The organism is Collinsella sp. TF10-11AT (genome assembly GCF_003437565.1).
GTDB lineage: Bacteria > Actinomycetota > Coriobacteriia > Coriobacteriales > Coriobacteriaceae > Collinsella.
On record NZ_QSQW01000002.1, the window covers coordinates 29,171 to 54,638 of the forward strand.

20 protein-coding genes are annotated in these 25,468 nt (G+C 59.2%); 15 read left to right on the top strand and 5 right to left on the bottom strand.

Annotated elements, in window-relative coordinates:
* The first annotated feature begins 22 nt into the window (after window positions 1-22).
* From DXC99_RS01620 to DXC99_RS01630, 3 genes are all read left to right on the top strand, one after another.
* Complete coding sequence (locus DXC99_RS01620) at window positions 23-694, top strand: nitroreductase family protein (RefSeq protein WP_117563980.1); 672 nt, start codon at window positions 23-25, stop codon at window positions 692-694.
* 82 nt (window positions 695-776) lie between these two features.
* A complete protein-coding gene (locus tag DXC99_RS01625) occupies window positions 777-1,319 on the top strand; it encodes a histidine phosphatase family protein (RefSeq protein WP_117583773.1) in 543 nt (180 codons plus the stop codon).
* Window positions 1,320-1,336: 17 nt separating this feature from the next.
* Window positions 1,337-1,972 (top strand): histidine phosphatase family protein, encoded by a 636-nt coding sequence (locus DXC99_RS01630; protein ID WP_117583772.1) that lies wholly within the window; start codon window positions 1,337-1,339, stop codon window positions 1,970-1,972.
* A 131-nt stretch (window positions 1,973-2,103) separates the two neighbouring features.
* Here the strand turns inward: DXC99_RS01630 and DXC99_RS01635 are convergent, their stop codons facing one another.
* Both DXC99_RS01635 and DXC99_RS01640 read right to left on the bottom strand, forming a co-directional pair.
* Window positions 2,104-2,793, bottom strand: a complete 690-nt coding sequence (locus DXC99_RS01635) for a DUF1015 family protein (RefSeq protein ID WP_117583771.1) — start codon at window positions 2,791-2,793, stop codon at window positions 2,104-2,106.
* Window positions 2,794-2,832: 39 nt separating this feature from the next.
* Window positions 2,833-4,053 (bottom strand): M20 family metallopeptidase, encoded by a 1,221-nt coding sequence (locus DXC99_RS01640; protein WP_117629072.1) that lies wholly within the window; start codon window positions 4,051-4,053, stop codon window positions 2,833-2,835.
* Between the two features lie 223 nt (window positions 4,054-4,276).
* Between DXC99_RS01640 and DXC99_RS10330 the strand changes: the two genes are divergently transcribed.
* On the top strand, window positions 4,277-5,257 hold the full coding sequence (locus tag DXC99_RS10330) for a hypothetical protein (protein WP_158551582.1): 981 nt from the start codon (window positions 4,277-4,279) through the stop codon (window positions 5,255-5,257).
* Between the two features lie 346 nt (window positions 5,258-5,603).
* Here the strand turns inward: DXC99_RS10330 and DXC99_RS01650 are convergent, their stop codons facing one another.
* The 3 genes from DXC99_RS01650 to DXC99_RS10335 form a co-directional block, all read right to left on the bottom strand.
* Entirely contained in the window at window positions 5,604-6,767 is a 1,164-nt protein-coding gene (locus tag DXC99_RS01650) for a phosphoglycerate dehydrogenase (protein WP_117629073.1), read from the bottom strand.
* Window positions 6,768-6,836: 69 nt separating this feature from the next.
* Window positions 6,837-7,961: a 3-phosphoserine/phosphohydroxythreonine transaminase gene (serC, locus tag DXC99_RS01655; RefSeq protein ID WP_117629074.1), complete on the bottom strand. Its 1,125-nt coding sequence runs from the start codon at window positions 7,959-7,961 to the stop codon at window positions 6,837-6,839.
* A gap of 131 nt (window positions 7,962-8,092) precedes the next feature.
* Window positions 8,093-8,266, bottom strand: coding sequence for a hypothetical protein (locus DXC99_RS10335; RefSeq protein ID WP_158551585.1), 174 nt, complete (start codon window positions 8,264-8,266; stop codon window positions 8,093-8,095).
* A 341-nt stretch (window positions 8,267-8,607) separates the two neighbouring features.
* Between DXC99_RS10335 and DXC99_RS01660 the strand changes: the two genes are divergently transcribed.
* From DXC99_RS01660 to DXC99_RS01710, 11 genes are all read left to right on the top strand, one after another.
* Window positions 8,608-9,258 (top strand): BrxA family protein, encoded by a 651-nt coding sequence (locus DXC99_RS01660; RefSeq protein WP_117629075.1) that lies wholly within the window; start codon window positions 8,608-8,610, stop codon window positions 9,256-9,258.
* 1 nt (window position 9,259) lies between these two features.
* A complete protein-coding gene (locus DXC99_RS01665; protein WP_117629076.1) occupies window positions 9,260-9,952 on the top strand; it encodes a DUF1788 domain-containing protein in 693 nt (230 codons plus the stop codon).
* Between the two features lie 78 nt (window positions 9,953-10,030).
* Window positions 10,031-13,693, top strand: coding sequence for a BREX system P-loop protein BrxC (brxC, locus tag DXC99_RS01670; RefSeq protein WP_117629077.1), 3,663 nt, complete (start codon window positions 10,031-10,033; stop codon window positions 13,691-13,693).
* Window positions 13,694-13,759: 66 nt separating this feature from the next.
* Window positions 13,760-16,279 carry a BREX-1 system adenine-specific DNA-methyltransferase PglX gene (gene pglX / locus DXC99_RS01675; protein ID WP_117629078.1) on the top strand — a complete coding sequence of 840 codons (2,520 nt, stop codon included), beginning with the start codon at window positions 13,760-13,762 and terminating at the stop codon, window positions 16,277-16,279.
* A 9-nt stretch (window positions 16,280-16,288) separates the two neighbouring features.
* The gene (locus tag DXC99_RS01680; RefSeq protein WP_117583762.1) at window positions 16,289-16,861 is read left to right on the top strand and encodes a hypothetical protein; all 573 of its coding nucleotides are present in this window, start codon (window positions 16,289-16,291) and stop codon (window positions 16,859-16,861) included.
* Window positions 16,848-17,402, top strand: a complete 555-nt coding sequence (locus tag DXC99_RS01685; RefSeq protein WP_117583761.1) for a hypothetical protein — start codon at window positions 16,848-16,850, stop codon at window positions 17,400-17,402. Before DXC99_RS01680 ends, DXC99_RS01685 begins: the two co-directional genes overlap by 14 nt.
* Before the next feature lie 188 nt (window positions 17,403-17,590).
* Window positions 17,591-18,559 (top strand): hypothetical protein, encoded by a 969-nt coding sequence (locus DXC99_RS01690; RefSeq protein WP_117629079.1) that lies wholly within the window; start codon window positions 17,591-17,593, stop codon window positions 18,557-18,559.
* A 23-nt stretch (window positions 18,560-18,582) separates the two neighbouring features.
* Window positions 18,583-21,291, top strand: a complete 2,709-nt coding sequence (gene pglZ / locus DXC99_RS01695) for a BREX-1 system phosphatase PglZ type A (RefSeq protein WP_117629080.1) — start codon at window positions 18,583-18,585, stop codon at window positions 21,289-21,291.
* Between the two features lie 11 nt (window positions 21,292-21,302).
* Window positions 21,303-23,684, top strand: coding sequence for a protease Lon-related BREX system protein BrxL (gene brxL / locus DXC99_RS01700; protein WP_199408839.1), 2,382 nt, complete (start codon window positions 21,303-21,305; stop codon window positions 23,682-23,684).
* 77 nt (window positions 23,685-23,761) lie between these two features.
* Window positions 23,762-25,126, top strand: coding sequence for a hypothetical protein (locus DXC99_RS01705; protein WP_117629081.1), 1,365 nt, complete (start codon window positions 23,762-23,764; stop codon window positions 25,124-25,126).
* Between the two features lie 27 nt (window positions 25,127-25,153).
* Window positions 25,154-25,345, top strand: coding sequence for a hypothetical protein (locus DXC99_RS01710; RefSeq protein WP_117583757.1), 192 nt, complete (start codon window positions 25,154-25,156; stop codon window positions 25,343-25,345).
* Window positions 25,346-25,468: the final 123 nt, after the last annotated feature.

Below are 25,468 nucleotides of genomic sequence, written 5' to 3' on the forward strand. Positions count from 1 at the left end.
ATTGGCTTTTATTGGGGGTCTTATGAACGAAGCTGTTCCCGCGGCGCCGGTAAGCGCCGAGTCGATGGCAAAGCAGGGTTGCGAAAAGCTTGGCCTGGACACGTTTGACGCGCTGGTCCGCCGCGCCCGTACGTGCCGCCGTTTTGACGAGTCCATGCGCGTGCCGCGCGAGTTTTTGCTCGAGCTGGCGGAACTGGCGCACCTGGCTCCCTGCGGCGCCAATGCTCAGCGTCTGCGTTTTCATGTGGTGAGCGGTGCCGAGGATTGCGCGCGTGTATTTGATGAGCTTGCATGGGCCGGCGCGCTTAAGGATTGGTCGGGTCCTGCCGAGGGCGAGCGTCCGACCGGCTACATCGCGATTCTTGCCGAGCGCGCTGTTCCGGGTAAGCCCGCCGCGCCCATCACCGAGGTCGACACGGGCATTGCCGCGCAGACGATGATGCTCGCCGCTCGCAGCGCCACGCCCGAGGTGGCAGCCTGCATGTTCAAGGCCTTTACGCCCCACGCGATCGATGCTATGGGGCTCGATAACGACAAGTATGAGCTCAAGCTGATCATGGCTTTTGGCGTGCCGGCCGAGACGCAGATGATCGATGCGATCGATTCCAACCCCGACGGCTCAATTAATTACTGGCGTGACGATGCGCAGGTGCACCACGTACCCAAGCGCCCGCTCGCCGACGTGCTGGTGTAGCTGAGCGTCACCGCGGCGTGATCAGACGGTAAACCACCACAAAGGTGCCTGTCCCCTTTGTGGTGGTACGAGGGGAGAGCGTGTGGCAGATCTGTATTTGGTGCGGCATGGGCAGACTGAGCTCAATGTGCAGAGCATTTTGCAGGGCTGGCACGATTCGCCGCTTACGGCGCGCGGGCGCGAGCAGGCGCTGACGGCGCGTACGGCGTTTGCGGCGCGTGGCGTGGCCTTTGATCATGTGTATTCCTCGCCGTTGGGCCGGGCGCGGCATACGGCCGAGCTTATCGTTGGCGAGGGCCGTTCCATTGAGCTGGTCGATGACCTGCGTGAGTGGCATTTTGGCTCGCTGGAGGGCACATCAAATCGCGAGATGCCGCCGCAGCCCTGGGGCGATTATCCGGTGGCCTTTGGCGGCGAGTCGGAAGTGCAGCTTCAGTCGCGCATGGTCGCGGCGCTGTCCCGTATTATGGCCCGGCCGCAGCACAACTGCGTGCTGGCGGTTTCCCACGGCTCAGCCTGCCAGGAGTTTCTTGAGTATGTGACTGGCGGGGGAGAGCTACCCGACAACGGTGCCGTGCTTCATTTTGGCTATTGCGACGGGGCGTTTTCGCTCTTGGGTTGGTAACGAACGAAAGGACCCCTATGAATAAAGATCTGTATCTGGTCCGTCATGGACAGACGATATTCAACCTTAAGCGTATCATTCAGGGGTGGAGTGACTCGCCGCTTACGCAGTTGGGTTGCGACCAGGCGGCGCGCGCCGGCATGTTTTTACGTGCGCGCGGCATTGAGCCCGATCATGCCTACACCTCCACGCTTCATCGCACCGAGCAGACTATCGCCAACTTGTGGCCGGGCTTGGCGTACGAGCGCCTGGACGGCCTGCGTGAGTGGTTCTTTGGCGACTTTGAGGCCGAGCGCGTGATGCTTATGCCCGAGCGCCCGTGGCGCGATTTCTATCGTCAATTTGGCGGCGAGGGCCAGATCCAGGTGCGCGAGCGCATGGTGACGACGCTGACCGAACTCATGCAGCGTCCGGACCATACGTGTGTGCTCGCGGTAAGCCATGGCTCGGCTATCAAGGAGTTTATGGATCACGTGAAGGGTGCGGCGGCCGACGAGCGCGATCGCGTGCCGGGCAACTGCTCGGTGCTGCACTTTGCGTTTGGCGACGAATCCGACACGTTTGAGTTGGTCGAAGTCTTTACGCAGGAGGATTACGCGTGCGAGCTGGGGCTTGAACCGCTTGTAGCGGCAGTAGGCCCGCAGCGCGGGTAGCGCTGGCGTTGCGGCGCGGTTTGCCGGCGAAATTGTTTGATGCGAAAGGGGCGGGGATGCATGCACGGGCATTGCATCCCCGCCCCTTGTTTGTTTGGATGCTGGGTTTTCCAGCTTAGCGTTTGAGTTCGCTAGAACCGTGAGACCTGGTGAGTGAGCAGACCCGTCGGAACCTGCGGCGCGCTGCCGCTGACCTGCGCGGCGGGGAACAGCACGGCTACAGCAAAGTTGAACGGCTCTTTGCCAGAGTAGGCGCCGGCAGCGCGGGCCTCGTCGGCCAGAATCTGCGATGCCCCAGCCAGTGCGGCGACATAGGCGGAGTCACCGGCGAACACCGGGTCGGGCGCCTGATCGAGCATGGCACGGATGGCGGCAACGGCGTCCTCGCGCTTGACCTCCCACACGCGATGTGTGACGCCCGCGGGATCGGTGACGGCGTAGAGCGATGCGCCCTCTTTGGCAGCGCTCAAAATGATATCCATGACGGGCGACGCCTCGTAGGCGAGCGACACGGGGCGCGGTTGCACCTTGAGCTCGGCGATCGCGCGCGCGGTGGCGAGTGCGTCGATGCTCTCGGCGGCAGTCTCGTCGCCGCCCGTCAGCACGTTAACCGGGCAAATCGCCACGACGCCCGTCGCACGTCCCGGCTCGCCCGAGCATTCGTACACGTAATACGCCGCACCCGGGTCCTTGAGCATTAGGCCGTCAGCAATGGCGCCGCGCAGGGCGTCGTTGCCGCTCAGGATACCGCCCATCGCAGGCAGCGCCTCGAGCACACGGTCCTGAGCCGGGCGGATGCAGGGAAACGGAAGTGCTTTCATGGGCGGTCCTAACGCGCGAGTCGGTTTGTTCGCGGCTTATTATGCCCCAACTTGGCCGCTTGCGTCCCAGAGCGTGTTATCGGCAAGCACGATGAGCACGTTTTGGCAGCGAACGATATCGGCATGGGGCACATACTCGTCGGGCTTGTGTGCGAGCGCCAACGAGCCGGGGCCGTAGCTCATACAATTGCGGTTGCCTGTCTTGCCGGCAATGACGGCGGTGTCGGTGTAGCCGGTAAAGAAGCCGACGGTCGTGTCCGCGTCCGTCACGTCATCGGCGGCACGCTTGAGCGCTGCTAGAAGGGGAGAGTTCGGGTCGCGCTCGATGGCGGGGCGGTCGCCCGTCACGGTGTAGCTGCCATGGCAACCGGGAACGGCGGCTTCGGCGACGGCGATGGCCTGCTCTACCATGCGCGTCGCGGCGGCCGTATCAGTCGGCGGGGTCAGGCGCATATCGACCCAGACCTTAGCGTGGTCGGGCACGACATAGGGACGGTAGCCACCCTCGATCTGTCCAAACGTGATGGTCGATGGCCCCAGCTCCTCATGTAAAGGTAGCGTCGCAAACGTGCGACGAAGCGAGCACGCGACCTCGGCTATGGCGGCGACGGCGTCGGCGCCCTTCCAAGGCTGGCTTGCATGCGCCGTCACGCCAGCCATTTCAATCTCGAACCACGTACGCCCCTTGTGCGCCACCTGGATCTGCCCGTCGGTGGGCTCGGTGTCCAGCACCCATTCGCGCGAGCCGACCCAGCCGGCATTGATGGCCGCCTCGGAGCCGCGCATAAAGTCTTCCTCGTCGACCGAGCAGATGAGCGAAAAGCCGCGGCGTGGCAGCGCGCCATCCGCCGCCACGCGCTCGAGCGTATGGACCAGTGCGGCAATGGCGCAGGCCAGGCCACCCTTCATATCGCAGGCACCGCGGCCATAGAGTTTATCGTCGCGCACAACCGCCCCAAGCGGTGCGATGTCTGCGTCCCAGCCATCGCCCAAGGTGACGGTATCCATGTGGCAGATATAGACCAGCCGCGGCTCGTCGCTTTGGCCCGGCACGGTGACTTTAAGGTTGCGGCGCCCGGGCAGCACTTCGAGCTCCTCAATCTGCACGGCATCGAGCGCAGAACTATCAAGTTGTGCCAGCTGCTGCTCAATGAGCCTCTTAATGAAGCGCTCAATTTCATCCTCATACGCGCCCGGGTCTGAGCTGTCGATCCGCACGAGTCCTTGCGTAAGCCGCCAGGCAAAGTCCTCATCAACCATATGCAACCTCACAATCAGTTTGCTTTCCAAACCGATTGTAAGCCTCCTGAGAGATCCGCGACGTGGGCGTGGCAGTATTTACCGTTCGCAGGCCGAGCCAGCGCGTTTGCCGTCCGAGCGGGTTCACAAGCGACGCAGCGGGTACGTACCCTTCATGGACGACATGCTGTGCGACATATCTGCCTTTCGGTATCACCGGATACCTCCACAGGTCTTGGCAATAATGCCGGACCTGCCCGATTCTGCGGACGATCCGCGCAGGGAGCACCTATGTGAGCATCCGCTCGTCACGCATTTCCTGGGCACCCCGTTACACGTGTTGGCGCAGGGCAGCTGCGGACGTAAGGGCGATCGCATTGTCAGGCATGTTTGGAACGGGGAGAGGCCGTTTGATTCCGTGCGGCAGACGGAGTTTGGCCTCGATGTTGCGTCCCCACTCTTTACCCTGCTGACCCTGGCTTCCTCGGTCTCAAACGAGCGTCTAATCATGTGCATGTATGAGATGTGCGGCACCTTTGCCGTGTGCAAGATTGCACCTCAGGTAAAGTCGGCACTTGAGCAGGCATACGGGGGCCGGTGGGGTGACGCACGGTCGGGCTGGGAAAACGTAAAGGATGTCTCGGGGAATCCAACGGACTTGTGGAAACGACCTCCCTTGATCGAGCTCTCTGAGCTTACCGAGTACGTCGATAAGATCCCGGGGCTCCGCGGCGCTAAATCGTTCACGCGTGCCGCGAAATGCATTACGGGGGTGGCGGCATCGCCGCTCGAGGTCCAGGCTTCGATGCTGTTTGGCCTTACGAGGTTGCGCGGCGGCGAAGGGCTGCGCCTTACCAATAACGTCGAGATTCGCTTGACGCGCAGTGCCCGCCTGATTTCGGGGCTTGATAGGCGCTATGCCGATATTCTGCTGGCAAATAAGGACGGCAGCCGAGAGTGCCTGGTTGAATGCCAAGGTAAAGCCATACACGGATCCATAGAATCCAAGATCTCGGACTCCGATCGAACGACGGCTTTGCAAGCCATGGGATATCCCGTCGTTCTGATGACCTATGGTCAGCTGGCCGATTCCGATGCCTTCCGCGTGGTGATGGAGCTCATCATGTCCTATCTCGATGTGCCGCTGAAAGACAAGACGCCGCGGCAGCAGGAGCTCGAACGGCGGCTTCGTGAGGAGATTTTTATCGATTGGGCGGGAATGTAGCCGCGCGGGCGGAAAATGGTCGCGCGGACTAGAGTTTTGGTCGCAAAATACTTATATTTTGCCTTGGACGGGCCTTAAAAATGCTACCTAGAATAAGTTGTTTCGGAAAATGGACAGTCAACTTACATTCGGCACATAGAGACCGATTTTTACCTACTAAAGTCCCTGATAAAGCTGTTTATCAAAGCGGGTGTGCTTAGCGACTGGAGCCTCACTATCGATTATCTGAAAAAACTTGTTCTGGGTATCATTTTAAAGTCATCCGGAGCAACAAAATCGCCCCCCGTTTCGTGAAAACGGGGGGCGAATGGGCTTCGTGGTCTGTCTGGCAGGTTTGGCGCCGGCGCTACTTAATCACGCGCACGCGATACATCGACGGAATCTGCTTGAGCGCCTCGATGGTGCTGCTGTCCAGGTGCTCGTCGGTGTCGAACATGGTGTAGGCGTTCTCGCCGGCGGACTCGTTGGTCATGCGCTGCACGTTGGCGTTGTCCTTAGCAAGGATTGCCGTGATCTGGCCAATCATGTTGGGCACGTTGGCGTGCAGGCAGGCGATGCGGCTTGCGGCGCGCGCCTTGCCCATGCTGCAGGCGGGGTAGTTGACGCTGTGCGCGATGTTGCCGTTCTCCAGGTAATCCTTGAGCTCGCTAATGGCCATATCGGCGCAGTTGGCCTCGGCCTCGCCAGTGCCGGCGCCCGAGTGCGTGGTGACAAACGTGTTGGGCATCTTGACGGTCTTGGGCGTGGCAAAGTCGCAGCTAAACCAGCTCAGCTTGCCCTCGCGCAGGGCAGCGTCGACGGCGTCCTCGTCAATGATGGTTTCGCGCGCGTAGTTGATGAGGACGGCGTTGGGTGCCAGCAGGTTAATCTGCTCGGTGCTGATCATGCCGATGGTGTCTGCCTTGCTGGGCACGTGCACGGTGAGGTAGTCGCAGCCGCGGCACAGATCCTCGAGTGTGCCCACGCGCTGCACCTCGCGGCTCAGCACCCACGCGTGCTCAACGGAAATGAACGGATCGTAGCCGTAGGCGTCCATGCCCAAATCGACGCAGGCGTTGGCGACCTTGGAGCCCACGTTGCCCAGGCCGATGACGCCGATGCGCTTGCCCTTGAGCTCGCGGCCCACAAAGGCCTTCTTGGCCTTCTCGGCATCGACCTGAATCGCGGGGTCGTCGGCGTTGTCGCGCACCCAGTTCATCGACTGCACCACGCCACGGCTCGAAAGCACCAGCATGCCCAGGACGAGCTCCTTGACGGCGTTGCTGTTGGCGCCGGGCGAGTTAAAGACGACGACGCCCTTCTTGGCGTACTCCTCGACGGGGATGTTGTTGACGCCGGCGCCACAGCGGGCGATGGCGCGAATGCCCTCGGGCAGCTCGTAGCCGTGCAGGTCGGTCGAGCGCATCAGGATGGCGTCGGCCTCCTCGGCGGTGCTCACAAATTCGTAGCCCTCGCCAAACTCGACTTTGCCGTCTTTGGTGATGTCGTCGATGGTCTTGATCTTGCGCATGGAAAACTCCTTAGCAGGTTTGTTTAAAACAAGTGGTTTGAAGTGGCTGGTCGGCCCGCGCGTTGCGGGCTAGTTAGATCGCGGGCTCAAACTATGCTGTGCTTCGAAGTCCTTCATGTACGTGGCCAGTGCCTGTACGTCTTCCATTGTCACGGCGTTGTAGACGCTGGCGCGCATGCCGCCTACCAGGCGATGGCCCTTGACGTTTTGAATCTGGTGCTCGGCGGCGCCTGCAACAAAGGCCGCATCGAGCTCGACGTCACCGGTGCGGAAGGTGACGTTGGCGATGGAACGGCTGTCGGCCTGAGCGGTGCCGTGGAACAGCTCGCTGTGCTCGAGCAGGTCGTAGAGCAGGTTGGCCTTGGCCCAGTTGCGCTCGGCCATGGCGGCAAGTCCGCCGGTCTCCTCGACCCAGTGGAACACCTTACCGCATACGTAGATGCCAAAGGTGTTGGGCGTGTTGAGCATGGAGCCCTTGGCGGCCTGGGTCTTAAGGTCCAGGTACTGCGGCGTCTGCGCAAAGGCGGGGCCATCTGCGATAAGGTCGTCGCGCACGATGACCACGGTCACGCCCGCAGCGCCGGCGTTTTTCTGTGCGCCGGCGTAAATGAGCCCGTAGCGCTCAACGTCGAGCGGCTGCGACAGGAAGCAGCTCGAGACATCGGCGACCAGCGGCACATCGCCGCAGTTGGGCAGCTCGTGGTACATGGTGCCAAAGATAGTGTTGTTCTGGCAGATGTAGACGTAGTCGAGCCCGTCGCCCGCGGCCTCGGCGGCAATGCGCGCGTTGACGTCGGCCATGGTGGGAATGCGGTCGAAATTGGTGTCCTCGGAGCTCGCGAGCAGCACGGCCTCGCCATATTTGGCGGCCTCCTTGTACGCCTTGTTGGCAAAGTTGCCGGTGACGACGTAGCCGGCGCGGCCGCGGCGCATGAGGTTCATGGGGATGCCCGCAAACTGCAGCGTGGCGCCGCCCTGCAAAAACAGGACACGGTAGTTGTCGGGGATACTCAGCAGGCGGCGCAGGGTTGCCTCGGCGTCGTCGATAATCTGCTGGTACATACTAGATCGATGACTCATTTCGAGCACGGACATGCCGCAACCGCGGTAGTCCATCATCTCGTCGGCGATCTCGGCAAGCACGCTGGTGGGCAGTGCGGCCGGGCCTGCTGAGAAGTTGTGCACACGTGCCATCTTCTAGGTCCCCCTCGGAGTCGTTTGAACGTTCGGGATACTTTAGCACAGTGGAGCGCCGGGCGCGACCGCATCACGGTAAAACTCGAGTGCGCCGCTATGATTTACAGGATGGTTACATGGGGGAGGGATTATCTCGAGGCTCGTATCCGATCCGCCTCGGCCTTCGCTTGTTTCCAGGGGCGCACTCGACCGTTGGTGAGGTCGTCATAGCCACGAGCGATGGCACGTTGAATGTGATCTTCGCGTTCCTGAATGGTAGTTAGTGCGCGCGTCTGATCAGAAATAGACTTTACGACAGGCATACGAAACTCCTTACATAGAAGCATATGTATAACTCTATATTGAATATAGCGGAGGATGGCGTTGGGCGTGTGCGTGCCTGCATTCGTAAGCGCGGTTGTCTGGCAAGTGTGATTTGGGGCGATCTCGTCAAAGCTTCTGAGCTGCGAAAATGACCGTTGACCGGATTTAATTTTGTTGCTCAACATTTGACACTCTGGGCGTGGTAACTTTTTTACCAACAGGTATGATTATTGTCATGTGCGCCGCACCTGCCTGCCGGGTTGCGGCGCACTTGTGACAGCCTTTGACACCCTTGGAGCGTGTACTGTGGATATAACCACAAAAAGCGTTCGGGGGGGGGGTGCTCACCCGCGAGCAATTCCTCCCGCATGAGATGCGCATCGTCGCTGCCCTTCGTATGCAGGGCGCAAGCGACGAGCAGGTCATTGTACGCGTAAAGAGCGAGAACCTCTTTCAATATCCCACGGAGCGCATGGTCGCCAACCGCGCAACCGTGTGCCTTCGCCGCCTCGACGCCATGGTGCCCACGGACGCCGCATGCGCCGCGCGCGGCATCGACCCCAAAACCGCCGTCGAGGCTGCGTCATCCCTAACCAGCCTCATGGCATCTGGCACCCCCACGCAGGCGGACCAGGCCATCTTCTACAGCATGATCTGCCGCTACGACATCGTGCGCGAGCTCGTGCTCGTCGAGGTAGGGGAGCGCCTGCAAAACTTTGATTATGCCTTCACGGCGGTTGACCTCAACGCCTTTATGACGCGCTTTACCACGGAGTATCCGGACGCGGCCCGCTGGACCGAGGCCACGGTCAAGCGCATTAAGGGCTCGCTCCGCCAGACGCTCCGCCATGCCGCCCTTATCGGCGAGGGTCAGGGGCCGGAGTCTGAGCGCCTGTCACCACTCTTCCTCGATTCCGATGTCGAGCGAGCCTTGGTCCAGCTGGGCGAGCAGTCGCTTATCGCGGCCCTTACCGGCAGGGCGGTGATGTAGCGTGGCCCCCGTCAACAACGCCGCCGAACCTGCTATCACCCCGGCGACCGATCTCACCACCAATATTGGCATCCATTCCCGTAAGAGCGTCGTGGCGGCGCATGTCCGCTCCGAGCACGCCCATCAGGAATTTGAGCGACGCGCGCAGCTTCTGCGCGAGTGCCTGTGCAGCGAGGACTTTTTGGCCAACAAGGGCATAGGCAATGAGATCGGCTTCCACACCTTTTGCTATGACCCTGCGCTGGAGTTTGAAGCGCGTGCATTATTTGACGCCCTTTCACGCGATGCCGAGGCCGACAAGCTTCCGTGCACGCTCAAGGTCGTGAACCTCTACGACGCCGTGCTGGCAATTCTCGAAAAGCGCCGTGTCCTTAAGGCCATCCCACGCCAAGAGGAGCGCCGCGGTACCCAGCGCGTGCTCAAGGACGTGGCCAAGTTCGCCTCGCCCGAGAAAGTCGCCGCGTACATCCTTGAGCAGACCGAGCCGCACGCGCCTGGAGACGTCGTTCTCCTCACCGGCGCGGGCGAGGTCTTCCCATTCTTTCGCATGCACACGCTTCTCCATTGCATGCTTGCGGATTTTGATGAGGTGCCTGTGGTCGCCGCCTATCCGGGCAGTTTCAACGGCTCTTCTTTCCAGCTCTTTAACCGTCTGCCGGCCGACAACTACTACCGCGCCATCGATATCTCGTAAGCACGGCTCCCCGCAGGCAAGTCCCTGCCGCCGGTAACAACCCTTTGCCATAACATTCCCAAACCCAAAGGAGCACCCATGGACAACACGATCATTCGCGACCTCTTTGCAAAAGACATCAACCGCTCCATCAACGGCGTGGTCAAGGTCCAGGATTCAAAAGATGGGTCCATCCGCCAGGAGCTTGACGAGTACGTGGTGACGCGCGAGTTGCAGAGGCACTTTGCCACGTTCTTCAAGGCCTACGGCGATGCCATCGATGCGCGCACCGACAAGATCGGCGTGTGGATCAGTGGTTTCTTCGGTTCCGGTAAATCGCACTTCCTCAAGATGCTGAGCTACCTGCTCGAGAATCGCCAGATCGGCGGCAAGAGCGCCATCCGCTACTTTGACGGCAAGATCGTCGACCCCATGGTCGCGGCTGCCATGGAGCGCGCCTGCTCGGTGCCCACGCAGGCCATCCTCTTTAACATCGATAGCAAGGCGGGTCAGTGGAAGCAGGGCGATACGGCTCCCACGGCGCTGCTTCGCGGCTTTGAGCGCATGTTCTACGAGGCGCGCGGCTTCTACGGCGAGGACCTCAAGCTTGCAAAGCTCGAGGACTACATCGATTGCCTGGGCAAGACCCAGGAGTTCCGCGAGGCCTTTGAGCGCGTCAACGGCGAGTCCTGGCTCCAGGCCCGCGACACCTACAGCTACTTTGAGGACGACGTCGTCGAGGTGCTGCAGAGCGTGCTCGGCATGAGCGAAAAGGCCGCATGGAACTGGCTCGAGGGTTCTGAGGACGAGGTTTTGGCCCCCGATGTCTTTGCCAAAAAGGTCAAGGATTACGTGGACGCTCAGGCAGCGGCCCACGGTGGCAACTTCCGTTTGCTCTTTATGGTCGACGAGGTGGGTCAGTTTATTACAAACGACCAGGACCCAAGCCTTATGCTGAGCCTTCAGACCATCGTCGAGGAGCTGGGTGCCGCCTGCGGTGGCCGCGTGTGGGTAATGGTTACGAGCCAGGAGGCCATCGACAACCTGAGCCTGCCCGTGGGCAACGACTTTTCAAAGATCCAGGGCCGTTTCAATACCCGCCTTTCGCTCTCCAGCTCCAGCGTGGACGAGGTCATCCAACGCCGTGTGCTCGAGAAGACCGCGCCGGCGGCCGATATGCTTGCACAGGTCTACGAGCAAGACGCCGCCGTCCTCAAAAACAACTTTACCTTTGAGGGCGGCTCGCGCTCCGACCTTGCCGGCTACGCCAACTCCAAGGATTTTGTGGCCAGCTACCCGTTTGTGGGCTACCAGTTTAAGCTCCTGCCCGACGTGATGACCGAGGTACGCAAGCATGGTGTTAAGGCCAAGCACATGTCCACGGGCGAGCGCTCCATGCTGAGCGCGTTTCAGGAGAGCGCTCAGGCCATCCAGCATGACCAGACTGGTGCACTCGTGCCGTTCTGGCGCTTCTTCGACACAATCTCCAAGGATTTGGAGCACGGCATCATTCAAGTCGTCGTCTGTGCGGAGCGCGCGGCTGAAAACGCAGAGGGTCTTGAGAGCTACGATGTCCGGGTGCTTAAGCTCCTGTACTTGATCCGCTACATCGGCTACGTCAAGGCCACGGTCGAGAACATCTCCATCCTTATGATTGATAGCCTGGACGTGGACAAGCGCGCCCTTAAGGACCGCGTCAAGGAATCTCTCGCCCGCTTGGAGCGCGAGAACTACGTGGCACGCCAGGGCGATACCTATAGCTTCCTCACCGACGAGGAGCAGGAGATAGCGCAGGAGATCGCACGCACCCCGATCGACAACGCGAAGGTGATTGAATACATCAAGAAGCGCCTGTTCGAAAGCATCTACACTGCGCGCAAACTCAACCGCGGGGCCAACGACTTCCCCTTTGACCGCTACGTGGATGGCTCGATTCATGGATCCAACATGGGCGGCATGGCACTTTCCGTGGTGACCATGGCCAGCGATCTGGGCCGTTCGGACGATGCCGAGTTGGCATTGAAATCCGTGGATAAGGCCATCGTGGCCTTGAGCGACGAGGTGGATTATTGGGCTCCACTCGTCAACGCCGCCAAGATCCGCAAGTACGCTAAGACGCGAAATCTCCAGGAGCTTCAGCCGAGTACGCGCCAGATCGTCGAGTCCAAGATGCGCGAGGCGGCCTATAACGAGAAAGAGGCCGATACCCTTTTGAGCGAGGCCGTGCTCCATGCACGTTGCGCGGTCAACGGCCGCATGGTTGAGGTCCGCGCGGCCAAACCCGTTCAGGTTTTTGAGCAAGTGCTGGCGCAGCTGTGCGATGTGGTCTTTGATAAGGCCGACTATATCGGTGCGCCGGTCACGAGCGATTCCGATATTCGCTCCACTCTGGCGGGCAACGTTCAAGTGGGGCTCGCTGGCATGGACGCGGGTAACACGCGTGCGCTCAAGGAGGTCGAGGACTACCTCAAAGTGCAGCACCAGCGCCACCTGGATACCGCTATGGGCGATATCCAGCGCCAGTACCAGCAAAGGCCCTTTGGCTGGCGCGAGGTCGACATCGCAAATGTGGTGGCGCAGCTTGTGGTGGAGCAGCGCGCGCAGGTGCTGTTTGGCGGTCAGACGGTTCAAGCTAACGACAGCCGCATGGTGGCGCTCCTGCGCAAGGATGCCGATAAGGCCCAGGTGCGCTTGCGCATGCGCATGAGCGACCGGTTGCTACGCGCCGCGGGCGAACTCATGTGTGACCTGTTTGATCTCAAGACCGTGCCCTCCAACGAGGATAAGCTCGTGGCCGAGCTCAAAGAGCGCCTTGAGGGCTTGCGCGAGGCGTGCCTCGCCATAGCACGCGACTACTACACGGGCATCAAGCCGGCCTACCCGTATCCCGGTGAGGACGAGTGCGAGAAGATGCGCTCGGAGGTGGCCGACGTCCTTAAGGACCAGAACGAGGCCGAGGCGTTCTTGACCACGTTCACCAAGCATGAGGAGCGCTTGCTCGATGCTAAGGAAGACTTTGACAAGGTGGTTGAGTTCGTCGAGTCCAATCAACGAACAGCGTTTGACCACGCCAGGGATTTCTTGAACCGCACCGAGGGTATCGAGTATGCCTCCGATGACATTCCCAGCGCGGTGGAGAACGTGGCAAAGGTGCGTGAGATCCTCAAAGATCCCAAGCCCTACGGCCGTATTAAAGACCTGCAGCCGCTTATGGATCCCGTCGAGGACGACATGAAAAAGCTGCTGGGTATCCGCCGCAATGAGTTTTTGTGTCGCATCGAGAGCGACCTGCAAGACCTGCGGGCGCAGGCCGAGAGTCAAAAGGGCTTTGTCAACCAGGCCAAGGATGCCATAGCGAGCGCCGGCACCAAATACGAGTCGTTCAAAAACCGTGCCCACAGCGCTCAAAGTCTCAACGAACTGAGCGTTGTTGCAACTAACTGGGGCGACTGGCTCAGTGCGGCGGCCAACGAGATGTACGACGCTGTGGATGAGGCCCGCGTGCGTATGGACAACGAGCGCCGCACCACCGAGGTCATGAGTACGGGTGAGGTGGTCAAGAAGGTCTCCAACAAGGGTGCCGCATCGTCTGCTCCCGTGCCCGCGCCCAAGCCCCAGCGCAAGATCAAGGCTGTGCGCCGCGCCGATCTGGCCAAGCCGAGTCGTCTCTTGTCCGCAGAGGACGTGGAGCGCTACGTGGACGACTTACGCTCCCGCCTTATGCAGGCGCTCGCTGCAAACGACGAGATCCGTATCAACTAACCCGCGGAGCCACCGGTGCCAAAGCGCGCACCGGTGGCTTATGGCGTTTAGAAAGGCTCATCAACCATGAACGATTCTGCTCTTAAGAGCTTCTGCACCTGGGCCCGTACGGAGCTCATCAAAGGCGTGGAGGCGCAGATGGTGCGCTACGGCATCACCGAACCTGCACCCGCGCCCGTTGGGTCCGAGACCGTCAACGGCCTGCCCCTAAGTCCGGCTGAGATTGAGCAACGCGACGAACTGCTGCGTATGCAGGCAGAGGTGGGTCACGAGGCGCTGCGAGACCGTGCGGCCTACACCTGGTTCAACCGCATCGTGGCCATTCGCTTCATGGATGCACGCGGATGGCTTCCCAGCCGTATGCGCATGCTGAGTCGTGCGGACGGCAGCCATGGCAGCGAGGCCGTGGAGAACGCACTGGATGTGGAGATAACGACGGCCGATACCGATCGCATAGCCGAGCTCAAAATGGCGGGCTTGGATGAACCGTTGTGGCGCTACCTGTTTGTTGCTCAGTGCGAGGAGCTTGCCGATTGCCTGCCGGGCGTCTTTGAACGCGTGGGCGGAGCCATGGAGCTGCTGTTGCCCCAGGGCCTCATGATGGCTGACGGCGTGGTGGGCAAACTCAATGCCGTCCTCGCTGACGAGGACTGGCGCGAGGGCGTGACCGTTCTGGGCTGGATGTATCAGCACTACAATGCCGACGTTAAAGACGAGTTCTTCAAGTCCAAGCGCAAGGCAGCGGCGGCGGACATCGCGCCCGCCACGCAGCTCTTCACCCCCGAGTGGATCGTACGCTATATGGTCGAGAACTCGCTCGGCCGTCTGTGGATGCTCAACAATCCGGGGAGTTCGTTACGCGAGCGCATGGAGTATTACATCGAGCCCGATGCTGAGCACGAGGACTTCATCCGCATCTCGAGTCCCGAGGAGATTTCGCTCTGCGACCCAGCGTGCGGCTCGGGCCATATCCTGGTTTATGCGTTTGAGCTGCTCTTTGCCATGTACGAGGAGCGCGGCTATCGTGAGCGCGAGATTCCCGAGCTCATTCTTACTAAAAACCTTGCAGGTATGGAAATCGATTCCCGCGCGGCACAGATCGCGGAGCTGGCGCTTGCCATGTGCGCCCGCGAGCACGACCGTCGCTTCTTTAGGCGTGGCGTTCGCGCCGACGTTACCGTGCTCTCGAGCATCCCGCTAGGGGAGGACGAGCTGCCGGGTAACAAGAAGCTCGCCGAGGAGCTGAGTCATTTGGGCGAGATCGGTTCGCTGCTCAATCCGACAGATGCCGAGATCGAGAAGCTCAAAGCGGCTGCGGCCGACTGCGCGGGCGACCTTTTTGCCGCCGCGACCAAGGACAAGCTTGAGAGCGCGGTCGCAATCTGCGAGAAGCTATCACGTCGCTTCACTTGCACCGTGGCAAATCCCCCGTACATGGGTAGCAGCAGCTTCAACCCCTTTATGAGTAAGTGGGTCAAGAAGAACTACCCCGACACGAAGAGCGATCTCTGCACGTGCTTTATCGAGCGAATTATTGATTTTGCGAGCGCTAAGGGTACGGTATCTCTGGTTACCTCTGATACGTGTATGTATCTCTCGTCTTTCGAGCGTATGCGCAACACCCTTGTAGATAAACACACCCTAATTGCCCTCATTGATACTCGCGGCTCGAATGCCCACCCTGACGTGTTTGACGCCAATACCGGATGGGTCATTCAGTCGAATCATATTCCTGGTTATAAGGGTGCTTATTTTAAGTTGAATCAAAAAATCGGTGAGAAGGATGCGGCTTTGAAGGAGGCCATCCAAAACCCCACCTGCGGCTGGTTCTACCGCCGCAACGCCGACGCCTTCAAGCAGATCCCCAGCACCCCCATAGCCTACTGGGCCAGCGACGCTATGCTCGAAGCGTTTGGGGGACATTCCATTCGCGATGAAGCTTTTGCTGGAATAGGCATGCGTACGGGCGACAATGCAAGATTTTTGAGATTGTGGCATGAAGTCGGTCTGAGCGACATGGTTATCGGATGTTGCTCTGCTGAGGAGCAAATCAATAGTGGTGCTCGATGGGTTCCTTACAATAAAGGAGGCAATTTTCGCAGATGGTACGGAAACAATGACTACGTTGTTAACTGGTTTAATAATGGTGAAGAGATTAAGGCTAACACTAAGGCTGTATACCCAGAATTGGGCGATGATCTTGGATGGAAGATAAGCAACGAGCGCTTTTACTTTAAGCCTGGACTTACTTGGACGGGCGTAACTTCGGGGCTATTTAACTGCCGTCTATATCGCCAGGGTTTTATTTTTGATTCCGGCGCTAATGGCCTTTTCTCAACTAAGGAGCTTGGAGTTTCCTACCTTTCTGCCCTGCTGAACTCTTCTGTAGCTGCTTCAGCCTTTAGCTTTTTGAACCCTACGTTGAATTTTGGGGCAGGCACTGTGAATAACATGCCTGTTATTCGACCCTCTGCTTCAGACTATTCCATCGTCGAAGATCTGGCGCATCGTTGCTTTGATGCGTCGGAAGCAGATTACAACTCCTTCGAAACCTCATGGGATTTTGGTCACAATCCCCTTGTTTAGGAGACCTGTATGTGTATCGATCTTAACCAGACGGCATTTCAGCTTGCCAATAAAATTAAACGCGTTTTAGATTCTGATGTTAGAATTCGTATCTCGTTAAACAACGCCACTTTCTTTGAATACGACTCGGATGAAGATGTCGTAATCATCGCTCCTGTTTCTTTGCTTGAAATTGAAGAAAAGGAGAAAGCGCAGATAGCGTCTCGGGCAGCATATGAGTTGGTTCTTATGAGTGCGAAAACCTCCGCGCGGAAGTTCAACGGCATTTTATTGCCTGACTGTTTCTTATATTGTGTGTATTCAACGCTACACGAGATAGGCCATCATGACTATTTTGTCAGCTCTTCCGCAACGGAGTTTCAAGGCCATGTTGCACAGCGCGAGTCACTTCTTGAGTTCTCTAAGGACAAGTTGATCAATGCAATTGCTTCGGGACAAGACCCACGTAATAGCCAGGAGATATTTGCGAGATCGTATAGGAATATTCCTTTTGAGAAGATAGCTGATGATTACGCCAGGAGATTGATGCCCGTCGTTCTTTCCAAACTCTTAGTAGAGGATGGACCAAATGAAGCAAAATGAGTCTATTGACGTTCGCTGCGATATGGCAACGATGCATGATTTTTTCCTAAATAAGATTGATGAATCGATTAAGGGAGGGCTCTACTTCGAAGCCGCTTGGCTAATCTATTCGTGTCTCGAGAATCGTTTCTTTCGAGTGTTAGACAAATATAAGCGGAACTGCAAATATTGCGTTAATGGCGGCAAATGCCGTAAGGGAAGCAACCAATTGGCAATCGGGACCAAGATCAAGTGTGTTGAAAGACTATATAACGCAGATGTGTCTCGTGTTCGCAGCTCTTTTTCAGCTGAGTTATTCGCTGAAGTGAGGTTGTGGGTCAAATTACGTAACAAACTAATGCATAACTTGCTGTCCCTTGAGCACTATGAAGAGCATTTTGATAATGACTTTAAAGAACTTGCTTTAAACGGGAAGAAAGTTGTGGACGACGTTTACGATGCCTGCACGAAATTTAGGGCGGCTTTCTTCGAACCCGGCTACGAGTTCATATTCCCTGAATCGTGCATGGAGCAATGTCCTTGTAAGCCGCGTAATCAATAGAAAGACGACTAATAACTATGTGTCGCATTCGGGGCCGTGATTCACAAAGTTATCTTCATACGGGATATTCGGTTTTGCTCATCGCGCTGGGCGTGGAGTGCGGGCTTGGTTGTGTGATGGCCCTGATTTGATTCACGCTTTATTTCTTCGTTGCCGGCATCTCAACAATATCGAAAGGACGGCCCACCATGGCCACATTACTTCAAGATAAATACGAGGCTCGTAAGGCCGAGGTTAATGCTCGCTTTGAGCAGCTTCGCGCTAACGAGGAAGAGCTCAACCGAATCTTTGCCAAGATCTACAACATGGAAGGCGAAGCGCCCATCGAGATCGAGGATAAGTACATTTCGGTGGCGCGCATCTTCGATACCGCCGATGAGATTCCCGAGAGCTATAAGGGCAACAAGTACGTGCGCACCAAGCGCGACGAGATCACCTCGCTCATAAGCTATGCCGTGGGCTGCATGTTTGGCCGCTATTCGCTGGATGTGGACGGGCTGGTCCTGGCCGATCAGGGCGCCACGGTCGACGACTATCTGGCTAAGATGCCCGATCCCGCGCACGTGACCTTTATGCCCGATAGCGACAACGCGCTGCCCATTACCGATGACGAGTACTTTGACGATGACATCGTGCGCTACTTTATCGACTTTGTGCGCACCGTGTACGGCGAGGAGACGCTTGAGCAGAACCTGGCCTTTATTGCCGAGGCACTCGGCGGCAAGGGTACCTCGCGCGAGGTGATTCGTGCCTATTTCCTAAAGGATTTCTTTAAGGACCACTGTCAGACCTATAAGAAGCGCCCCATCTACTGGCTGTTCGACAGTGGCAAGAAGAATGGCTTCAAGTGCCTTGTTTACATGCATCGCTATCAGCCCGACCTGTTGGCTCGCATCCGCACCGACTATGTGCATGAGCAGCAGGAGCGCTACCGTGCCCAGATCGGCTATGCCAACGATGCCCTTGCCAGTGCCGAGCGCGGCGAGCGCGTGCGTTTGGATAAGCGCGTCAAAAAGCTCAACGACCAGCTCAAAGAGACCATTGTCTATGAAGAGAAACTGCACCACTTGGCAGACCAGATGATCAAGATCGACCTGGATGACGGCGTCAAGGTCAACTACGCCAAGTTTCAGGATGTGCTGGCAAAGATTAAGTAACTGCAAATACGGTAAGGATATTCATGCCCAAGATCGATGTAGAAGAACAGCTCAAGCTGCGGTTTTTGCAGCCGTTGCCCTCATGCGTGCCGCGTCGTGTGGTGGTTTGGCACGATGCGGACGGCGAGTTTGCCCCTGAGTTTGAGCGATTGGCTGCCGTGGGTTTCGACGGCGCGGGGGCCGATGGCGGCGTTATGCCCGCTCACGGTGACTTTGAGCGCCCGGTGCGGTTTGTTGAGGCCTGCGAGGGCCGCATGTTTGCCGCAAAGAAGCTCATCAACCGCGATGACCTTGCGAACGATATCTTGCTGTATCGCCGTTGCCCGCGCGGCAGGATTGAGGGCGATTGGCTTGCCGATGTTGAGCTGTATGCCGATCGGTTCCAGGCTGACTATCTTTCGCTTTTGGCCGATCAGTTGGGTATCGAGAATATCGACGCCGTGCGCGAGAGTCTGCGCGAGCACAAGGCGTTCTTTGATGCCAAGACCCGCTGTGCTAAGTTTGCCGCGTGCGTTCCGCATGCCTCGGGCGCATCCGATATCGAACTCGGTATCCTTACGGTGATTTTTGGTGGTAAAGAGCTTGGCGACGCGCGACCCGCGTTTGTACTGCGCGGCTGCATGACCACGCTGCTGCACGAGGGCCCCGAGGCGCTGGCCGAGTTGGTGGACAAGTACTGCGTGCGCGATGTCCTCTCTGCCTTTTTGCTGCGCTGCTATGGGTTTGAGGGGCCGCTGTATGAGCGTGATGCGCTGCTTGAGCTGGCGTCCCATGTGCTCATCACGGCGGCATCTACCGCGCTTCCCGAGGGAGCGCTCAAGGGACTCAAAAACTATGCGGCTCCCGCCTACGGCCCCTATTGCCTTGAAGCGGTGCGTACGTGGGATCAGGCCGCCGATGCCCAAGCATCGAGCGAGGACCTATTTGAGATTTGCCGTTTGGTCGAGGATGCCCGTGGGCTCTTTGCACGGTTCGAGACCCTGCCAATCGATGTGCTGGCCTCGCTTGACGTGTTCCCGTGCGTCAATGAGGCTGTGCTCTCGCAGCTGTTCTGCTCGTTTGCCCAGGGTGCGGACCGTGTTGAGGACGCACGCGCCTTTGCGGCGCGCCGTTGCGACCTAAGCTGGTACCGTCGTGTCGAGAGCTACTTTGACCTGCTTGCCGCCGTGGCCGATATGTGCTCTTTTAGGCAGACGCACGCGGGCGGGTTCCATCTGGCGCAACCCCAGCAGGTGTGGGATGCCTACACGTCCGACTGGTATGCCATGGACGCTGCCTATCGCCATATGTGCACCGCGTATCTGCGGGCGCGTTCCGTCGAGTGCGATGCGCTCGAGGAGCCTGCCCGAGCTGTGGTGGACTGGGCGGAGAATCTCTACAGCAACTGGTTTTTGACCGATGCCAATGCCTGCTGGGCATCCGCTGCGCAAGGGGAGTGGGCCGATTGCGGCTACATCGATGGCCCTGCACGGCAGGATGAGTTCTACTGGCATGTGCTGCCCACCTTTGTGGGCTCTGCCAAGACGACGGTCGTTATCGTGAGCGACGCACTGCGCTATGAGGTGGCCTGCGACGTTGCGGCTCTGCTCGAGCGCGAGCGCGGCGGCAACGTCAAGGTCTCTAGCATGCAGGCGGTCTTTCCCTCCATTACCGAGGCGGGCATGCCCGCGCTGCTGCCGCACCAAGCGCTTGAGCTTGCAGCGGATGGCTCGTTTGTGTTGGCTGACGGCATGCCCACTGCGACGACTCCGCAGCGCGAGGCCGTGCTTGCCCACGTTGAGCCCACAGCCCGCGCTTTACGCTCGAACGCATACCTCAACATGGCGGGAACCGAGCGCAAGGCGCTGCTCAAGGACTCAAGACTCGTCTACCTCTTCCACAATAAGATCGATGCCACGGGCGAGAAGGCCGCTACGCAGGATGACGTCTTCGATGCCTGCGCGGACACCGTGGAGGAACTTGCTGCGTTGGCGCGTCGCGTGTGCACCGACGCCCCGGGCGCACGTGTTGTTATAACGGCAGACCATGGCTTTATCTACACGCGTCTGGAGCTCAACGAGTGCCAGATGCTCGGCAAGCCTGACCTTCCCGTCCTGGATGCTCCCGTCATGCACGGCAAGCGGCATCTGGTGGTGCCCAACGAGGCCGTGGACAAGCTTTCCGACGAGGCACGCGGGGTGTTTGTTAATGTTGACATGGGACGTTTGGGTGCCGGCTTTGAGGGGTTTGCCCCGCGCGAGAACGTGCACTTCAGGCGTCCCGGCGGCACTAACAACTACGTGCACGGCGGCGTGAGCCTGCAGGAGCTCTGCGTGCCCATTATCGGATTTTGGCGTGCACGCTCGGGTTCCAAGGACTTTGTCGACACGCGCGCGGCGACGCTGCGCGTACTTAGTGAGGGACGCCGAGTGACCAACTCGCTTTTCTCGGTCAACTTGATCCAGGAAGAACCCGCCCAAGGCAAGGTTTTGCCGTGCGAGTACGAGCTGGTGTTTACCGATGCAAGCGGCAACGAGGTGAGCGATACGGTCAAGGCGCATGCCAACAGGACTTCTGTTAACTCACAGGAGCGCGTGGTGCATGTCAAGTTTGCGTTGCATGCGGCGGATGGATTCTCAGCCAAGGGCCCGTACTATCTGGTTTGCCGCGATGCCCAGTCGGGCAAGATTGTTTGGCGCGAGACGTACACCATCGCTGTTTCGTTTGCCCCTGTTGCTGACTTTGGTTTTTAGGAGTGTGCCCTATGTTTGATAGCCATGACGACGATCTGTGGGAAGTTCCCTCGATTGATGTGAATGCGCCGGTGCAGGCTGCGGTGCCTGTAGGGGAGGCCGTGCCTGCCCCGGAGGCCGTGGCTCTTCCTGAGGCTGAGACTGCCACGCCTGTCCCGGAGCCGGCGGAGGCCACGGCGCCCGCCGAGGCTGCTGTGCCCGCTGAGGACGAGTCCTCGACCGATGGCTATGACCAGGCTGCGGCCGAGGCTCCCGAGGATGAGGGCTACGACATGGACGGGCTGGACGGTAAGCTGCTCGAGCACTTTGGCGGCAAGATCGTGCGCAAGGACCTGACGGCCTTTATGAAGCGCGGCGCCAACGTGCCCACCTTTGTGCTGGAGTACCTGCTGGGCATGTACTGCTCGACCGATGACGAGGAAGCCGTGGCAGAGGGCTTGGATCGTATCCGCAGGATCCTCACTGATAACTACGTGCGTCCCGACGAGTCCGAGCGCATTAAGTCCAAGATCCGTGAGCTGGGCCGTTTTACCATCATCGACAAGGTCACGGCCAAGCTCGACGAGTACAAAGACATCTACGTGGCCTCGTTTGCCAACCTGACCATTGAGCCGTTTGTGATGCCGGCCGAGTACGTGCGCGACTATTCCAAGATTCTGCAGGGTGGTATTTGGTGCATCATGAGCATCGAGTATCGTCACCCCTTGGATGAAGAAGACGAGTTTGGCATGGAGGTCTTTGGCGATGATGCACCGCGCCGCTCCAAGGCCAAGCGCAAAAAGCGTGGGCCCGAGGACTCTCCGTTTAGCGTGGCGTCGCTCACGCCCATTCAGATGCCCAACCTGGACCTGGATGCCATGGTCGAAGAGCGCCAGTATTTCTCGCGCGACGAGTGGCTCAACATGCTGCTGCGCTCCGCTGGCTATGAGCCCAGCGAGCTTTCTGAGAAAGAGCGCCTGCACTTTATCGAGCGTATGGTGCCGCTCATCGAGCGCAACTACAACCTGTGCGAGCTGGGTCCCCGCGGTACCGGTAAGAGCCATATCTACAAAGAGGTCTCGCCCTACGCCATTTTGCTTTCGGGCGGCCAGACCACCACGGCCAACCTGTTCGGCCGTATGAACTCTATGCGCGCCGACCGCGTGGGCCTGGTGGGACACTGGGACTGTGTGACGTTTGACGAGGTCGCCGGCATGCGGTTTAAGGACACCAACGCCGTGCAGATCATGAAGGACTACATGGCGAGTGGCAGTTACGCACGCGGCCACGATCAGATTAACGCCGACGCCTCCATGGTCTTTGAGGGCAACATCAACGACACCGTGCAAAACGTCCTTAAGACCACGCACCTGTTTGATCCGTTCCCGCCGGAGTTTAACAACGATTCGGCCTTCTTCGACCGTATCCACTATTACCTGCCGGGCTGGGAGATTCCCAAGATGCGCTCGAGCCTGCTGACCGGGCATTACGGCTTAATCACCGACTGCCTGTCGGAGTTTTGCAAGGAGATGCGTCGCAAGGACTTTACGCATCATATCGACCGCTACTTCCGCTTTAACAGCGACTTTAACAAGCGTGACGAGATCGCCGTGCGCAAGTCCTTTAGCGGCCTGGCCAAGCTGCTGTTCCCCGACGAGGCTATGGACAAGGACGACGTTCGTTGGCTGCTGGACTACGCCATCGAGGGCCGTCGCCGCGTAAAGGAGCAGCTCAAGATTATGGCGGGCGTCGAGTTTATCGACGTCAACCTGGGCTATATGGATGCCGACAATCCGCAGGACGTGCACGTGGTGCGCGTGCCCGAGCAGTCCGAGGATACGCTGATTCCCGACGGGCCGCTGCTGTCCGGTCACGTGTTTGGCGTGGGCAGGTCGCAGGGCGGCGAGGTTGCCGTGTACAAGTTGGAGAACAAGGCCGTTGCCGGCGAGTGCAAGTTTAAGCACGAGGGCGTGGCCTTTAACAAGCCGGTGCGCGATACGCTGGAGGCCGCGTGCGACAACTTTGTGAACCTGGCGAACCGCGTGGCGCCGGGCATGCACATCGGCTCCAAGGATTATTTGCTGTTCTACAACGACCTGCAGAGCAAGGGCCTGTCCGAAGAAGTTTCGCTCGCCGAGTTTGTGGGCCTGTGCTCTGCGGCGTGCAACCGTCCGGTGATGCCCGCGCTGGCGATTCCGGGAATCTTACGTATGTCGGGCTCCATGGACGAGATTCGTGGGCTCGAGGACATTATGCGCGTGGCCAAAAACGCCGGCGCCAAGCGTGTGATTTTGCCGCTGAGTGCCATCGCGGGTCTGCAGAGCGTTTCGTCCGAGATTATCTCGGGGCTGAGCCCGGTGTTCTACATGGATGGCGACCCGGTCGATGCCGCGAAAAAGGCGCTGGATCTGTAGGGGTGCGAGCGTGCGGGGCGTCCGGTGCTCGGGCGTTCCGCGAACAGTTGGTGCGTAGTGCGTGAGGAGGCCTTTCCATGGCGGACGAGCGTTCTGTTGGTGAGCTGCTCGACGAGCTGTTTGGCTTTGAATCGGTGGCCAAGCGCCAGGCGTCGCTTGAGCAGTACGATCGCGGAGAGTTGGTGCGCAAGGCGCGCTCCCGCGAGCTGCTGGGCGTACTTAGGGGCGTCGAGGCTGCCGAGCACGCTGCGCGCGACTCTGCCGTGCGGGCTGTTGACGGGTATGTTCACCGTGTTGAGGGCGCTGCGCTTGCACGCGCTCGCAAGCAGGCGGGCGTTGCGGGTCCGCTGCAGATGGAGCGCCGCTATGCTGCCTTTTTGCGCATGGAGGACAAGGCTGAGTTGCTGGCGCGCCTGGAGCAGACGCTCTCGTTTATCGAGGTAAAGTTACGGGCCAATACGGCGGCCAGGGTTCGTGCAGCGTACGATGCTGCGGGAGCTATGGTGCTGCAGTCCGTGGCGCGCCTGAATGACGTGCGCGTTGTGGATGCCGTTCCTTTGGATGCCGACCTGCTGTGTACGCAGCTGGAGCAGTTGCGTTGTGCCGCCGATGCGACGGACCTTGCGGGCATGATCGCAGCGACGTTTGAGTCCGAGCTGAGCGCGACTGGCCCGCAGAGCGCTGACGGGTTTGTGGGCGACGTGGCCGGTGATGTTGCTGGTGATGTGGCGTTGGAGCGTGAACTTACCAACGTGCGCGGCGCTGCGCAGCGAGCGCGCTTGGCGGCACAGGCATATCGGGCGGAGCGCGCCGCCCGCATTGCGAGGAGCACGGTGGAGCCGGTATCGTTGCCCGAGTCTGCGTGCGTTGCGTGCGAGACGGCGTGCGATACCGGGGAGCTTTCCGAGTTGCTCGCTCAGGTTAAGAAGTCGTTTGTGACCTACCGCCGTGTTGTTGCCGACGGCGGGTTGTTCTGTGCGTTTGGCACGGGCTCCCCGCACGGCATTTGTTGTGGCACGAGCTATTTGGACTACGATTCTCGGCTTGATGAGGACGTGCTGGTGGGCGAGTACGATGGTGCAACCAGGCATACTGTTCGGCGCGAGGTTGCGATTCCCGAGCTGGTAGATGAGGCTTCGACTGAGGGCGGCGACTCGCTCGAGGTTGCCGTGGCGCGCATGCGCGAGTTTAACGGACGTTGCTACGATGGCGTGTTTGACGAGGATCCCGCGCGCCATGTGAATGCGTTTTGGTATGGACTCAAAAAGCTCAGCCAGTATTGCGAGGCCGCCGTGCGCGTAGATGAGCGTGCTTGGGATTGCTTTATCGATAAGGTGCAGTTCGCCTACGATGAACCCGTGGGGCGCCTGGCCACGCAGATGGACGACAAGCAGGTTGCGGCTTTTGTTGCTGCCGTGGACGCGCTCGGTGCTAGTGAGTAGGGTCCTGGTCTGGTAGGAGGTTTCATCTTGAAGATCGACGTTGATGTAGATCAGCTGCGCGAGAGTCAGCTCGATCGTGCGGGGAGTGCGGCAGGCGTTGGCTTTCCCGCTGCCATGCTCGACGTGATGGATATCGAGGACGAGTCGCCCCAAGAGCTCCTAGCCCGAGCCGAACGCGAGGGTCTCGACCTCCGCGACTTTGCCGTCGACGATGACTAGGGTAGCTAATTTGAGACGGGGCGTCTGCACCCGCGGCTGCGCGAAGATGAACGATAAACCGTCGCAATGGAGTCTAATGAGCTCGCGACCGTTCTATTTTGACTGCCTGCTGGCTAAGTGAGT